The following is a 14,161-nucleotide window of genomic DNA, read 5'->3' on the forward strand; positions in this document are numbered from 1 at the left end:
AATCATGAGCGAATCCGCCTAGTCGGCGCCGCGGGGCGGGCCTACCATCGCCCTGCCCAGCAAACAGGGGGTGCATCCAAATGAGAACAATCCTTCGCGGCGCCATCGCCGCGATCCTGCTCGGTTGCGCGGCCTTGCCGGCCCGGGCCGAGACGCCGAAGGACACGCTGGTCCAGGCTTACCGCATCGACGACATCATCACGCTCGACCCGGCCGAGGTGTTCGAGTTCTCGACCACCGAATACGTCAACCAGGTCTATGACCGGCTGATCTATTACAACGCCCAGGACCCGGCGAACTTCCTGCCCGGCATCGCCGAAAGCTGGACCGTCGCCGATGACGGCACCAGCTACACCTTCAAGATCCGCGACGGGGTCAAGTTCCACTCCGGCGATCCGCTGACGGCGGAGGACGCGGCCTATTCGATCCGCCGCGCCATCAAGCTGAACCTGTCGCCCGCCTTCATCGTCGGCCAGTTCGGCCTGACCGCGGAGAATGTCGACGCCATGGTCACGGCGCCGGATGCCCGGACGCTGGTGTTCAAGACCGACAAGGCCTACGCGCCCAGCTTCGTGCTCAACTGTCTCAGCGCCACCGTTTCCTCCGTGGTCGACTCGAAGACCGTGGAGGCGAACGCCAAGAACGGCGATTTCGGCCATGAGTGGCTGAACACCCACTCCGCCGGCTCCGGCCCCTATGAGCTCGGCGGCTGGAAGCCGAATGAGAGCTTGGTGATGAACCGGTTCGACGACTATTGGCGGGGCAAGCCGGGTTTCAAGCGCATCTTCTTCCGCCATGTGCTGGACCCGACCTCCCAACTGCTGCTGCTGCAGAAAGGCGATGTCGATATCGCCCGCGGCCTGACCGGCGAGCAGCTGGAATCGCTGAAGTCGAACCCGGACGTGACGGTGCAGGAGGTGCCGCGCGGCACCATTTGGTACCTGTCGATGAACACCCAGACCGAGCCCTTGAAGAAGGTCGAGGTGCGGCAGGCCCTGAAGTCGCTGATCGACTACCAGGGCATGGCCGACAGCTTCATGAAGGGTCTCGCGATCCCGCATGAGAACTTCCTGCCCAAGGGGTTTCTCGGCGCCCTCGACGACATGCCGTTCAAGCTCGACGTCGACAAGGCCAAGCAGCTGCTGGCCCAGGGCGGCTATCCGGACGGCTTCAAGATCAGCATCGACGTGCCGAACGGGTCGCCCTATCTGGAGATGGCGCAGTCGATCCAGGCCACCTTTGCCAAGGCGGGCGTGGAGCTGCAGATCATCGCCTCGGACGACAAGCAGCAGACCAGCAAGATCCGGTCGCGCAAATACCAGACCGCGATCGGCCGCTGGGGCCCGGACTACCAGGATCCGCACACCAACGCCCAGAACTTCGGCATGAATGTCGACAACGGCGAGAACCCGCCGATGAAGACGACCGCCTGGCGCACGGCCTGGGACATCCCCGAGCTGACCAAGGAGACCGAGGCCGCGGTGCTGGAGACCGACACCGCCAAGCGCCAGGCGATGTACGGGGACCTGCAGCGCAAGATCCGCGAGACCGCGCCCTACGCCTTCATGTTCCAGCAGGTCGAGGCGGTCGCCGCGCGCAAGAATGTCCAGGGCCTGATCTGGGGCCCAGGGACGGAGAACGACTTCTTCTGGCAGGGGAAGAAGGAGTAGGATAGTGCAGTCGGGTTCACCAGCGTGAACCCGACTGTATATTTAGACGTAGGTTGGGTTCGCGAAAGCGAACCCAACATCAGTGGTTCATCTGCAATGGACTATCGCCGCACGTATCGTCCCGGGGCCGCTTATTTCTTCACGCTGGTTACCGAGGCGCGCCGGCCCATTTTAGTGACGCATATTGATCGGCTTCGGGATGCGTTTCGCATCACTCGCAGACGCCATCCCTTCGAGATCGATGCGGTCGTCGTTCTTCCGGATCATCTGCATGCGGTCTTAACCCTGCCGGACGGCGATAGCGACTTTTCACTCCGGTGGCGGGAGATTAAACGGCGCTTCACCCAGAGCCTGCCCCTATTCGTGCAAGGTAATCGGTCGCCATCCCGGAAACGCAAAGGCGAGCGGGCGATTTGGCAACGCCGCTTCTGGGAGCATCTCGTCCGAGACGAAGATGACTTCGCCGCCCATGTGGACTACGTGCACTTCAATCCGGTCAAACACGGCTTGGTGACTGAGGTTTACGACTGGCCTCACTCCAGCTTCCATCGGTATGTCCGGCTGGGTCTGTATCCACCGAGATGGGGAAGTGGTCTCAACATTCCGGACACTGTTGGGCGGGAATAAAGGTGTTGGGTTCACTGCGTGAACCCAACCTACTCAGTTCAATACGACGTAGGTTGGGCTCGCGACAGCGAACCCGACATCGTCAGAGCCGGCTACGCCGCCTCCCGCGCCACCAGATGCCCGTCGCCGACATCGGCCATGTCGGCCAGCACCGGCGTGTAGTCGACCGGCCGCACCGGGCTCGGGACCTCGCCGGACAGGCGCTGGAAGTGGTCGCGGCGGCGGCGCGGGTCGGCGATCGGCACGGCCTGCATCAGCTTGCGGGTGTAGGGGTGGCGTGGGTCCTCGAAGATCTGGCGGCGGGTGCCGGTCTCGACGATCTGGCCGAGATACATCACCGCCACCCGGTGGCTGATCTGCTCCACCACCGCCATGTCGTGCGAGATGAAGAGATAGGCGAGACCGAGATCGGCCTGCAGCTCGTGCAGCAGGTCCAGCACCCGGGCCTGGACCGAGACATCGAGGGCGGAGACGGATTCGTCGGCGACGATCGCCTTGGGCGACAGGCTCAGCGCCCGGGCGATGCAAATGCGCTGGCGCTGGCCGCCGGAGAATTCATGCGGATGGCGGTGGCGCAGCTCCGGCGCCAGACCGACGCGGCGGAACAGCCATTCGACCCGGTCGGCCAGCTCAGCCCCCTTGGCCAGGCCGTGGATCACCAGCGGTTCGGCCACCAGCTCGCCCACGGTCATGCGCGGGTCGAGCGAGGCGTAGGGATCCTGGAACACCATCTGGATGTTCCGGCGCAGCGGCTTCAGCGCGGCCGGTCCCAGCCCGGCCGCCTCGGCCCCGGCGATGCGGATCGAGCCGCGCCAGGGCACCAGCCCCATCAGCGCCTTGCCGGTGGTGGACTTGCCGCAGCCGCTCTCGCCGACCAGAGCCAGCGTCTCGCCGGCGGCGAGGGTGAAGGACAGGCTCTCCACCGCATGCACGCGCTTGACCGTGCGCTGCAGCAGCCCGCCGGCGATGTCGAAGCGAACCGTCAGGTCATTCACTGCCACGACCGGCTCATCTGCTACGGCCGGGGAAGAGGTGTCGGCGCGCAACGGCTGATCGCGGCCGGCCAACTGCCCCAGCTTCGGTACGGCGGCCAGCAGCGCCCTTGTGTAGTCCTGGCGCGGCGCCTCGAACAGCGGGACCACCGGACCGCTCTCCACCACCTTGCCCTGGTTCATCACCACCACCCGGTCGGCCATCTCGGCCACCACGCCCATGTCGTGGGTGATCAGGATCAGGGCGGTGCCGAACTGGCGCCGGAGGTCGCGCATCAGCTCCAGGATCTGGGCCTGGATGGTGACGTCCAGCGCGGTGGTCGGCTCGTCGGCGATCAGCAGCTTGGGCCGGCAGGCCAGCGCCATGGCGATCATCACCCGCTGCCGCATGCCGCCGGACAGCTCGTGCGGGTGCTGCCGCAGCCGCCGCTCGGGCTCGGAGATGCGCACCGCCTCCAGCGCCTCCAGGGCCAACCGCCGGGCTCCGGCGCCGTCGACCCGGCGATGGGCGCGGATCGCCTCGGCGATCTGCCGGCCGACCGACATCACCGGGTTCAGGCTGGTCATCGGCTCCTGGAAGATCATCGCGATCTCGCCGCCGCGCACCCGCCGCATCTGCCGCTCGGGCAAGGCCAGCAGGTCCCGGCCCTCCAGCAGCACCTGGCCGCCGGCGACCCGGGCCATGGGCTGCGGCAGCAGCCCCATGATCGACAGCGAGGTCATCGACTTGCCGCTGCCCGATTCCCCGGCGATGCACAGCGTCTCGCCGGGGTTCAGGTCGAAGCTCAGATCCTCGACCACCAGCTTCGGTCCCGCCGGCGTCGCGACCTGCGTGCGCAGGCCGCGGACGCTCAGCAGGGGCGTCGTTCCGTCGCTCATTCGAAGACGATGCGCGGGAAGTAGAACGACACCACCCAGTTCGGCTGGTCGACGATCTCGCTGATCCTGAGGTCGCCGCAGACCGAGCACAGCATGTAGGCGTCGACCGCCGCCATGCCGCGGGTGCGGCACAGCAACTCGACCATCTCGGCGACAGCGATGCGCGCCCCTTCCATCAGGTCGGGGCCGATCCCGGTCGTCACCTCATAGCCCTTGGCGTCGAGGTGGCGCGTCACCGGCCCGGGCGTGCTGAAGCGCGGCATCCTGAGATTGGCGCCCTTCACCAGGTCGAGCGTCAGCGTCACCTTCATCGGGCTCTCGATGGCTGTGCCGCAGACCTCGCCGTCGCCCTGGGCGGCATGGGTGTCGCCGATCGAGAACAGCGCCCCCGCCACCTCGACCGGCAGCCAGAGCGTTGCCCCGGCCGCCAGGTCGCGGATGTCGAGATTGCCGCCGACCCGCCGCGGCGGCACCACCGAATGCAGCCCCGGCTCCGCCGGCGCCACCCCGATGGTGCCGGCGAAGGGCTTCAGCGGCACCTTGGCCAGGGTCGAGAACAGGGCCGGCGTGTCGGCCTGATAGCGCCAGAGATGCAGCGCCGGGTCCTTGAACTGGTCCGCCAGCAGCCCGAAGCCGGGGATGTTGGCGGTCCAGCCGAAGCCCGAGGGCGCGTAGTGGTCCAGCGTGATCTTCAGCGCGTCGCCGGGCTCGGCCCCGTCGACCAGGATCGGCCCGGTGACCGGGTTGACCTTGCCGAAATCGAGCGTGGCCACGTCGGCGACCGTGCTGGAGGCACTGAGCTGACCCCCCGCGGCGTCCAGGCAGTCGAACTCCAGCGTCGTCCCCGGYGCCACCGTGGCCACCGGCTTGAAGTCCCGGTTCCAGCCGAAATGGTGGTGCGCGCCGTGGATGGTGTGGTGGTGGGGGTTACTGGGCATCTTTGGCGTACACGTTGTCGTAGTTGACCGGGATGTGGACCGGGTCGACGAACAGGGCGTCGTCGCCGCCCATCCGCTCCGAGCGGATGGTGTAGCGCTGCTCGTTGAATACCGGGGCCCAGGGCGCGTCCTTCATGACGTCGAGGAAGATGTCGCGCCACTTGGCCTCGCGCTCCGCCGCCTTGGCCGGGTCGGCGATCGCATCCGCCTCGGCCGCACGCTTGTCGAGATCGGCGTTGCAGTACCAGGACCAGTTCCAGCCGCCCGGCACCGCGCCGCCGCAGCCCAGGATCGGGCCGTAGAAGTTGGACGGGTCCGGGAAGTCGGCGATCCAGGCCATGCCGCCCGACCAGATCATCGTCGATTGCTTCTCGTCGCCACCGGCGGCGATGACGTTGGCCTGGGCCAGGGCCTTGATCTCGGCCTTGATGCCGATCTGGGCCAGATCCTGCTGGATCGCCTGGGCGATGCGCGGCTGCGGGTCGGTGTTGGCGACATAGAGGTCGGTGGTGAAGCCGGAGCTCTGGCCGGCATCTGCCATCAGCTTCTTGGCGCCCTCGACATCATAGGCATAGCCCTTGTAGTCGGCGGCATGGCCCGGCATCGACGGCGGCAGCGGCTGGTTCGCCGGCTTGGCGCGGCCGTTGATGATGCGGATGATCCGGTCCTTGTTGATCGCCATGTTGACCGCCTGGCGCACCCGCACGTCGTCGAAGGGCTTGGCCTTGACGTTCATGGTGATGTAGCCGGTGTGCAGCTGACTGCCCTGGATGATCAGGTCCTTGTAGGCCGGGTCCTGGGTCACCTCGAGGAACTTGGCCGGCGGGATGCCGTCGCCGGCGATGTCGACCTCGCCGCGCTGCAGCCGCAGCAGCGCCACCACCGGCTCCTGCCCGACCTCGAACACGATCTTGTCGAGATGCGGCAGCCCCTTCTGGAAGTAGTCCGGGTTGCGCTCGAACACGATGCGCTGGCCCAGCGTCCACTCGGTCATCTTGAAGGCGCCGGTGCCGACCGGGTGCTTGCCGAAGTCAGCTCCGTACTTCTCCACCTCTTCCTTGGGTACGACATGCGAGAAGTTCAGCGCCATCTTGTGCAGGAAGGGCGCGTCAGGCCGGGTCAGATGGAACACCACCGTGTAGTCGTCCGGCGTGGTGACTCCGCTCAGCTCCTTGGCCTTGCCGCCGGAGACGTCGGCGAAGCCCTGGATCGAATCGAAGAAGCCGGCGCCGGGGCTCTGCGTCTCCGGCTGCACCACGCGGTCGAGCGAGTATTTGACGTCGGCCGCCTTCAGCTCGCGGCCGTTGTGGAACTTCACCCCGTGGCGCAGCTTGAAGGTGTAGGTCAGGCCGTCGGCCGAGACCTCGAAGCTCTCGGCCAGGTCCGGCACCAGCTCGGTGGTGCCGGGCTTGTAGTCCATCAGCCCGTCGAACAGGCTCTTGATCATCGACCAGTTCTGCCAGTCGTAGCCGATGGCGGGGTCGAGGGTGGTGACGTCGTCCTTGTAGGTGACCGTCATGGTGCCGCCCTGCTTGATGTCCTGGGACATGGCGGGCGTCGCCAGGGCCAGCGTCAGGGCCGCGGCGCCGGCAAGCAGCATGGACCTCAGCATGAAACCTCCTGTTTTGGTTCGGTGCGATTATCCGTCACCGCAGCTTGATCCTCGGGTCGATGAACGGGGCGATCAGGTCGGCCAGCAGGTTGCCCAGCACGATGGCGACGGCGGAGACCAGCGTCACCCCCATGATGATCGGGATGTCGACGCGCTGGATCGCCTGCCAGGTCAGCTGGCCGATGCCGGGCCAGCCGAACACGGATTCGACGACGACGATGCCGCTCATGAACAGGCCGATGTCGATGCCGATCATGGCGATGATCGGCAGCAGCGCGTTGGGCAGCGCATGCGCCAGCACCACGCGCCAGACTCCCAGACCCTTGGCCCGGGCGGTGCGCATGTAGTCCTGGCGCAGCACGTCCAGCATCGCCGACCGCATCATCCGCGAATACCACCCCGCGCCGAGCAGCCCGAGCGTGAGCGAGGGCAGGACCAGGTGCGCGAAAGTGCCGTAGCCGCCGAGCGGGAACCAGGCGAGCTGCCAGGCGAAGACGTAGAGCAGCAGCATGCCGACCACGAATTGCGGCGCCGAGACGCCGATGAAGGAGGTCAGCATCAGCGCATGGTCGGTGGCGGTGTTCCGCCGCAGCGCCGCGATCACGCCCATGGTCAGCCCCAGCGCCAGCTCGCAGACGATGGCGCCGGCCATCAGCAGCAGGCTGGCCGGCAGGCGGCTCATGATCAGCGTCGCCACCTCGGTCCGCTGCAGGTAGGAGCGGCCGAGATCGCCCTGCACCAGGGCGCCGAGATAGCGCAGATACTGCTCGTGGAACGGCCGGTCGAGGCCGAGCTGGGCGCGGATGCTGGCCACCACCTCCGGCGTCGCGCTGCGCCCGGCGATCTGCCGCGCCGGGTCGGCCGGCAGCAGGTACAGCAGCATGAAGGTGACCAGGCTCACGCCCAGCAGGATCAATACGGCCTGGGCCAGGCGGCGGAGCAGATAGGCGCCCATCAGTGCCGGCCCTTCTGCGTCGGGTCGAGGATGTCGCGCAGCGCGTCGCCGACCAGGTTGAAGGCCAGGGCCAGCAGGATGATGGCGGCGCCGGGGATGAACACCAGCCAGGGCGCGGTCGAGAAATAGGTCTGGTTCTCGAAGATGATGTTGCCCCAGCTCGGCGTCGGCGGCTGCACCCCGATGCCGAGGAAGGACAGGGTGGCCTCCAGCAACACCGTGGTGGCGATGCCGAGCGTGCCCCAGACGATGGTGGTGGACAGCAGATGCGGCAGCACGTGGCGCAGCAGGATGCGGGCGCGGGAGGCGCCGAGGCCCCATTCCGCCTCGATGAAGTCGCGCTCCGCGATCGACCGGGTCTCGGTGTAGATGATCCGGGCGATCTGCACCCAGTTCACCATGGCGATCACCAGGGCCACGATCCACAGCGACGGCTTGAAGATCGCGGCCAGCACGATCGCCAGCAGCAGCGCCGGGAACGCCATCATCAGGTCGGTGAAGCGCATCATCGCGGCGCCCAGCCAGCCGCCGACGAAGCCGGCGACGACGCCGAAGAAGGTGCCGATCAGCACCGCGGCGCCGTTCGCGACCACGCCGATGATCAGCGAGGTCTGGGCGCCGTAGACCAGGCGCGAGAACATGTCCCGGCCCAGCAGGTCAGTGCCCAGCCAGAACCGGCCGTCCGGGGCCAGGGGGGCGCCCTCCAGCGTCAGCCCGTCGAACAGTTGCTCGTCGGGCGAGAAGGGCACGATCCAGGGCGCGAGCAGGGCCGCGGCCACCACCACCAGGATGACAACGAGCCCGAACAAGGCGAGCTTGCGGCGCAGGAGCTGGCTCAGGATCGCCACGGCTCAGCTTCCGCGCCGGCCGGCGGCCGGGTCCGTCGTGCCGGCGGCGAGGTCGAGGCAGTGCTCCTCGATGCTGCGCTGGCGCTGCATCGCGGCGCCACGGATCTCGCGGAAGGCGTCGGCCTCGTTCAGCCCGCGCTGCGCCATCAGGGTCAGGATGGCGCGGACCACCACGGGACGCAGGCGCAGCCGGGTCTCCAGATCGGCGATCCGGGCTTCGCGGTCGCGGCGCTCGGCGAAGCCGTGCTCCGCGATCACCAGGGCGCTGAACACGCCGCCGGAGGCGACCGGCTTCAGCAGATGGCCGGTGGCGCCCTGGGCCAGCACCCAGTCCAGCCGGCCCGGCGCCTCCGATCCGATCAGGGCGACCAGCGGCATCGGCGGCGCGCCGGCCGGCCAGGGGAACTGGCCGTCATGGGCGGTGTCGGCGTCGAACAGCACGAAGTCGGCGGTCAGGTCGGCCTCGGCCAGGGCCGGCCAGGCCGGCCGGGCGGCGATGCCCAGCCGTTCCAGCTGGCGCAGCACCGCGTCGGCGGCGGCGTGTGGCCGGTGCAGCACCACGGCGCTGCGACCACGGAAATTGGGAGTGGTGGCGCGGCGCATGCTCACTTCACCCGCTTCAGCCGCGGGGCCGCGCCGGGCCCGAGAACGCGCCGGGCCAGGGCCGCGGCGTCGAACTCGACCAGATACGGGTCCGGCGCCACCGGCGCCGCGGCGCGGTCCAGGATCTCGAAGCCGCCATCCGCCGCGATCCGACCCAGGCAGGGCGTCAGCGCCGCATGGTTGGTGCGCGGGTCGATGCCGATCGGCCCCAGCGGCGTGGTGAAACGGCGGGTGTGCAGCACCGGCCGCAGCGCCTCCGGTGCATCGGTGCCAGCTTCGCGCATCGCCTCGGCCAGCATCCGCACCGCGGCATAGCCGCCGGCGAGAAAGGCCGAGCTGCGCCGGCCGGCGCCGAAGCGTTGCCGCACCCGGTCGCGGAAGGCATGGTTCTCGGCGGTGTCCACGCCCTCGAAATAGATCGCGCTGCTGAGATGGCCGATGCCGGACGGGCCGATCAGCCCCAGCTCGCATTCGGTCAGGTTGCAGCTGACGATCGGGCAGCGGTCGGGTCCGAAAGCCGGGTCGCTGTCGGCCAGCGCCCGATAGGCTCGGAAGAAGGCGTAGCTCGACGGGCCGATCAGGTTGTTGAGAATGAAGTCCGGCCGCTTTTCGCGTACCTCCTGGACCAGCCGGCCCACATCCTCGCTGCCGATCGGCAGGTAGCGCTCGGCCAGGACCTCGCCGCCGCAGGCGCCGATCAGCTCGCGCGCCACGCGGTTGACCTCCCAGCCCCAGATGTAGTTCGAGCCCAGCAGGGCGGCGCGGGTGCCCCAGCGCGGCAGCACATGCTGGAACAGCGGCACGATGTGCTGGTTCGGGCTGGCGCCGGTGTAGATCACGGCCTCGCTGCTCTCGAAGCCTTCATAGGGGCAGATGTACCACAGCAGCGCGTCATGCTTCTCGATCGTCGGCAGCACCTCCTTGCGCGACAGCGAAGTGATGGTGCCGACGATCTGGCGGCAGCCGCCTTCGCGGATCGCCGCCTCGCACAGCGTGTGATAGCGGTCGATCACGCCTTCGGGGTTGGCGGCGACGGGGGCCAGGGTGAAGCCGAAGGCGTCGTCGGCATTGACCTCCTCCAGCGCCATCAGGGCGCCGTCCAGCGCCTCGCGTCCGATCGCGCCATAGGGCCCGGTGATCGAATAGAGCAGACCGATCGCGTAGCTCGCCCGCACGCCTGTCCCCTGAACGCAGAAAGCCCCATCACCTGCCGTCGCCGGCCTGCGGATGGGGCTTCATTGCCACTCCTGCCCGTCGGGCAAGAAGATGTCGAGTTGTCGGCTCCAGGATAAGGCCCGGCCGGTTTCTGTCAATCGCGCTGCAAGATTGCATCGCATCTCCGATCGGAGATAAATTCCCGGATATGAGAGATTCGACGCCATCGCAGCTCCTCGCCGGCCTTGGTCACAATGGCGGTCCGCCGCTGGAGGAGGAGCATCCGGATTCCGCGCCGTCCTGGCGGCATTTCTGCTGGAAGAAGGCGCATGCCGCCGCCTGGAAGACGCCGCCGCGCGAGGTGGCGCTGCGCCGTCTGGCCCGGGCCGAGGAGCTCGGCATGAGCTATCGCGACTACACGCTGGCGATCATGGAAGGGAAGTATCTCTAGCCGATCGCCATCAGCAGCACGTAGCAAAGGATCACCACGGCAAGGCACCGGAACGCGTAGCCGACATAACGGTACTTGGCCTGGCAGATCGCCGCCAGGTTGCGGGCGTTGGCGGTGTATTCCGCGGCGATGAAGTCCGGCTCCGTGCGGCGGGCCGCGTGCTCCAGACGCTCGCCGGCATGCGGCCAGGCGGCCCAGTACAGGCAGACGCCGCCGTTGCGCTTGCGCGGCAGCAGCACCAGCGCCACGCAGACCAGCCCACCGGCAAGAGCGACCACCAGGGCCAGGCACAGGCCCCATTGCAGCGAAGGGAAGGGGACGGTCCGGGTCCAGGTGAAGACCGCCCGCAGCTCCGGCGACCATGCCACCAGCGCGATCAGGAAGGTGAAGATATAGGCCGCCTTCTGGTCGGCGATCTTGATCTGCTCGTGGAAGGTCTGGTTGATGGTCTTCAGGTAATCGATGTGCTCGGCGGTGTTCATCGCGGTTCAGACCTGCAGCGACGGCGCCGCGGCGCGGCGGAGATGCCGGCCCACGACCAGGGCGACCGCTGCGGCGGCGGCCAGGCTGGCGGCCAGCACGGCCATGCCGGCGGTGAAGCTGCCGGTCGATTCCCTGATCCAGCCGACCGCATAGGGGCCGACGAAGCCGCCGAGATTGCCGATCGAGTTGATCAGGGCGATGCCGCCGGCCGCGGCGGTGCCGCCCAGGAACACCGGCGGCATGGTCCAGAACGGTCCGAGCGTGGCGTAGATGCCGACCGCGGCGACGCCGAGGAAGACCAGCGACAGCACGTTCGACGAGGTGGCGATGCTGCCGGCGAAGCCGATGGCGCTCAGCAGGGCCGGCAGGGCGACATGCAGCACGCGCTCGCCGGTGCGGTCGCTGTGCCGGCCCCAGGCCAGCATGGCGCCGGCGCTGACCAGATAGGGCAGGGCGATGATCCAGCCGGTCTGGAGGGTGGAGAAGCCCATGCCCTTGACGATCTGCGGCAGCCACAGGCCGATGCCGTAGAGGCCGATGACGATGCCGAAATAGACCAGGCCCAGCAGCAGCACCCGCCGGTCGGCCAGTGCCGCCCACAGGTCGTGCAGCGGCGGATGGGTCGCGGCGGCGCGATCGCGGGCCAGGTCGGCGGCGATGGCGGCGCGCTCGGACTCGTCGAGCCAGGGTGCCTTGGCCGGGCCGTCCGGCAGCCATGCCAGGACCAGCAGGCCGAGCAGGCAGGCCGGCAGCCCCTCGATGATGAACAGCCACTGCCAGCCCTTCAGCCCGAACCACAGATGCGTGGCGTCGAGGATGATGCCTGAGACCGGCGCGCCGATGGCGCTGGCCAGCGGCACCGCGGCCATGAACAGGGCGACGAAGCGGGCCCGCCGCGCCGCCGGGAACCAGTAGGTCAGGTACAGGATCATGCCCGGCAGGAACCCGGCCTCGGCGGCGCCCAGCAGGAAGCGCAGGATGKTGTAGCCCCAGATCCCCTCGACGAAGGCCATGGCCGCCGAGATCAGCCCCCAGGTGACCATGATCCGGCAGATCCACAGCCGCGCCCCGACCTTCTCCAGGATCACGTTGCTCGGCACCTCGAACAGGAAATAGCCGAAGAAGAAGATCCCGGCGCCCCAGCCGAAGACATAGGGCGTGATGCCGAGATCGGCGTTCATGGTCAGGGCGGCGAAGCCGACATTCACCCGGTCGAGGAAGCTGACCAGGTACAGCAGGATCATGAAGGGGATCAGGCGCAGGCTCACCTTGCGGTACAGCGCCTCGCGATCGGCTTCCGGCACGTCGGGTCCTCCCCTTTCGACTCGCTGTCGAGGGTAGAAATGGATCGCCGATCGAGGAAGCCAAAACCGGTGATCCTGCCTATAACGGGGTGTGATCCGGGAAGCGGACGGGAGGCGATGATGGCGGATGGCGAGCTGCGCTGGTCGGCGGCGGCGGAGGCGGCGGCCGGGATCGCCGCGGCCTGGGGACCGGGCGAGCCGGGCGGCGGCGTCGCCGTGTTCGACGCGCGCGAGATCCGGGCCGAGGCCTGCGGCGGCGTCGACAGCCTGGCCGGCGGCAACGCCTTCTCCGGCGACACCGTGGTGCGCTACGCCTCGGTCACCAAGCATGTCTTCGCGGCGCTGGCTCTGAGCCAGGGCGGCGTCGGCCTGGACGACCGGCTCGGCCAGCTGCTGCCGTCCCTGCGCGGCGACCTGGCGACGGTCACCGCCGGCCGGGCGCTGGACATGACCGGCGGGCTGCCAGACCTGGGCGAGACCCTGTCGCTGCTCGGCGTGCCGCAGGGTGCCGCGGTGAGCCGGGAGGAAAGCCTGGAGGTCCTGTACCGCCTGACCGGGCTGAACTTCCCGTCCGGGCACGAGATCTCCTACTCCAACAGCGGCTACCGGCTGCTCGACGCGGCGCTGCTGCGGCGCGGCACCGCCTTCGCCGATCTGGTGCGCGACCGCATCGCCGGGCCGCTCGGCATCGGCTTCCGGGTGCCGGAGACCTGGCTCGACCCGATCCGCGGCCTCGCCCCCGGCTATTGGAAAGACGCCGGCGGTGCCTGGCAGCTCGCCACCTCGGGCCGGCACCTCTCCGCCTCCGGCTGCCTGACCGGCAGCCTGCACGATCTGGTGCGCTGGCAGCAGGCGGTGCTGGCCGATCGCGGGCCGGGGCAGGGCGTGCTCGCCCGGCTGGGCGCGCCGCGTTCCCTCGCCGACGGAAGGCCGACCGGCTATGGGCTCGGCCTCGCCTGGTCGCGACTCGGCGCGCGCCGGCTGGTCGGGCATGGCGGCTCGCTGCTCGGCTACAAGACCTATTTCCTGCTGGACCCTGAGCAGGGCGTCGGCGCCGCCGTGGTCTCCAACCGCGAGGACACGATCTCGCACGGCACCGCGCTCAAGCTGATGGCGGCGCTGCTGGGCGAGGACCTGCCCGAGCGCGGGACGCCGATCCCGGACGGGCTGTACGTCGCGGAGCAGGGGCCGGAATGGCTCGAGCTGAAGGATGGCGTCGCCAGCTTCCTCGGCACCGGCGAGACCCTCTATCGCGGCGAGGATGGCTGGTCGGTCTCGCTCTCGGCCCATTTCCCGATGCGGCTGCGCTGGACGGGCGGGGCGGTGGAGGGCGAGATCGGCCATGCCGCGCGCCGCTTCCGCCCGATCGCGCCGGACGGCGTGCTGGACCGGGTGCAGGGCGAATGGCGGTGCCCCGAGCATCACGCCGCCCTCACCATCGCCGGCGAGCGCATGGAGACCGGCACCGGCCCGATCCGGTCGTCGGCGGCGCTGGTGCCGCTCGGCGGCGGCCGCCTCCTGGCCGAGGGCCGCGACGGGCCCTGGCCGCAGCGGGTCAGCCTGGCCTTCGACGGCGACACCGTCCGGCTGGCGCTCAACCGCAGCCGGGTGCTGCGGTTCGAACGGGGGTAGGGCGGGGATCGA

13 protein-coding genes are annotated in these 14,161 nt (G+C 68.8%); 4 read left to right on the plus strand and 9 right to left on the minus strand.

Features of this window, described 5'->3' with window-relative positions; all coding sequences use genetic code 11:
* The first annotated feature begins 80 nt into the window (after positions 1-80).
* Positions 81-1,670: an ABC transporter substrate-binding protein gene (locus AB4Z01_RS16745; protein ID WP_441695579.1), complete on the plus strand. Its 1,590-nt coding sequence runs from the start codon at positions 81-83 to the stop codon at positions 1,668-1,670.
* Between the two features lie 96 nt (positions 1,671-1,766).
* The gene (locus AB4Z01_RS16750; RefSeq protein ID WP_441695580.1) at positions 1,767-2,297 is read left to right on the plus strand and encodes an REP-associated tyrosine transposase; all 531 of its coding nucleotides are present in this window, start codon (positions 1,767-1,769) and stop codon (positions 2,295-2,297) included.
* A gap of 92 nt (positions 2,298-2,389) precedes the next feature.
* Here the strand turns inward: AB4Z01_RS16750 and AB4Z01_RS16755 are convergent, their stop codons facing one another.
* Genes AB4Z01_RS16755 through AB4Z01_RS16785 form a run of 7 tightly spaced genes read right to left on the minus strand, consistent with a single transcriptional unit; the run spans position 2,390 to position 10,299 of the window.
* Complete coding sequence (locus AB4Z01_RS16755; RefSeq protein WP_441695582.1) at positions 2,390-4,168, minus strand: ABC transporter ATP-binding protein; 1,779 nt, start codon at positions 4,166-4,168, stop codon at positions 2,390-2,392.
* Positions 4,165-5,106 carry an acetamidase/formamidase family protein gene (locus AB4Z01_RS16760; RefSeq protein WP_441695584.1) on the minus strand — a complete coding sequence of 314 codons (942 nt, stop codon included), beginning with the start codon at positions 5,104-5,106 and terminating at the stop codon, positions 4,165-4,167. The genes AB4Z01_RS16755 and AB4Z01_RS16760 overlap by 4 nt, the downstream gene beginning before the upstream one ends.
* Positions 5,096-6,718 (minus strand): ABC transporter substrate-binding protein, encoded by a 1,623-nt coding sequence (locus tag AB4Z01_RS16765; protein WP_441695586.1) that lies wholly within the window; start codon positions 6,716-6,718, stop codon positions 5,096-5,098. Before AB4Z01_RS16765 ends, AB4Z01_RS16760 begins: the two co-directional genes overlap by 11 nt.
* A gap of 34 nt (positions 6,719-6,752) precedes the next feature.
* Entirely contained in the window at positions 6,753-7,673 is a 921-nt protein-coding gene (locus AB4Z01_RS16770; protein ID WP_441695588.1) for an ABC transporter permease, read from the minus strand.
* Positions 7,673-8,521: an ABC transporter permease gene (locus AB4Z01_RS16775; RefSeq protein WP_441695589.1), complete on the minus strand. Its 849-nt coding sequence runs from the start codon at positions 8,519-8,521 to the stop codon at positions 7,673-7,675. The genes AB4Z01_RS16770 and AB4Z01_RS16775 overlap by 1 nt, the downstream gene beginning before the upstream one ends.
* Positions 8,522-8,524: 3 nt before the next feature.
* Positions 8,525-9,124 (minus strand): ANTAR domain-containing response regulator, encoded by a 600-nt coding sequence (locus tag AB4Z01_RS16780; protein ID WP_441695591.1) that lies wholly within the window; start codon positions 9,122-9,124, stop codon positions 8,525-8,527.
* A 2-nt stretch (positions 9,125-9,126) separates the two neighbouring features.
* The gene (locus tag AB4Z01_RS16785; RefSeq protein WP_441695593.1) at positions 9,127-10,299 is read right to left on the minus strand and encodes a transporter substrate-binding domain-containing protein; all 1,173 of its coding nucleotides are present in this window, start codon (positions 10,297-10,299) and stop codon (positions 9,127-9,129) included.
* 188 nt (positions 10,300-10,487) lie between these two features.
* On the opposite strand from AB4Z01_RS16785, the gene AB4Z01_RS16790 reads away from it, so the two are divergent.
* Complete coding sequence (locus tag AB4Z01_RS16790; RefSeq protein ID WP_441695595.1) at positions 10,488-10,730, plus strand: hypothetical protein; 243 nt, start codon at positions 10,488-10,490, stop codon at positions 10,728-10,730.
* Here AB4Z01_RS16790 and AB4Z01_RS16795 read toward each other — a convergent pair.
* Both AB4Z01_RS16795 and AB4Z01_RS16800 read right to left on the minus strand, forming a co-directional pair.
* Positions 10,727-11,212 carry a Pycsar system effector family protein gene (locus tag AB4Z01_RS16795; protein ID WP_441695597.1) on the minus strand — a complete coding sequence of 162 codons (486 nt, stop codon included), beginning with the start codon at positions 11,210-11,212 and terminating at the stop codon, positions 10,727-10,729. The two genes, AB4Z01_RS16790 and AB4Z01_RS16795, sit on opposite strands and share 4 nt — an antisense overlap.
* A gap of 6 nt (positions 11,213-11,218) precedes the next feature.
* On the minus strand, positions 11,219-12,517 hold the full coding sequence (locus AB4Z01_RS16800; protein WP_441695599.1) for an MFS transporter: 1,299 nt from the start codon (positions 12,515-12,517) through the stop codon (positions 11,219-11,221).
* Positions 12,518-12,637: 120 nt separating this feature from the next.
* Between AB4Z01_RS16800 and AB4Z01_RS16805 the strand changes: the two genes are divergently transcribed.
* Positions 12,638-14,149, plus strand: coding sequence for a serine hydrolase domain-containing protein (locus AB4Z01_RS16805; RefSeq protein WP_441695601.1), 1,512 nt, complete (start codon positions 12,638-12,640; stop codon positions 14,147-14,149).
* Positions 14,150-14,161: the final 12 nt, after the last annotated feature.

It is taken from the genome of Inquilinus sp. YAF38, assembly GCF_052113205.1.
GTDB lineage: Bacteria > Pseudomonadota > Alphaproteobacteria > DSM-16000 > Inquilinaceae > Inquilinus.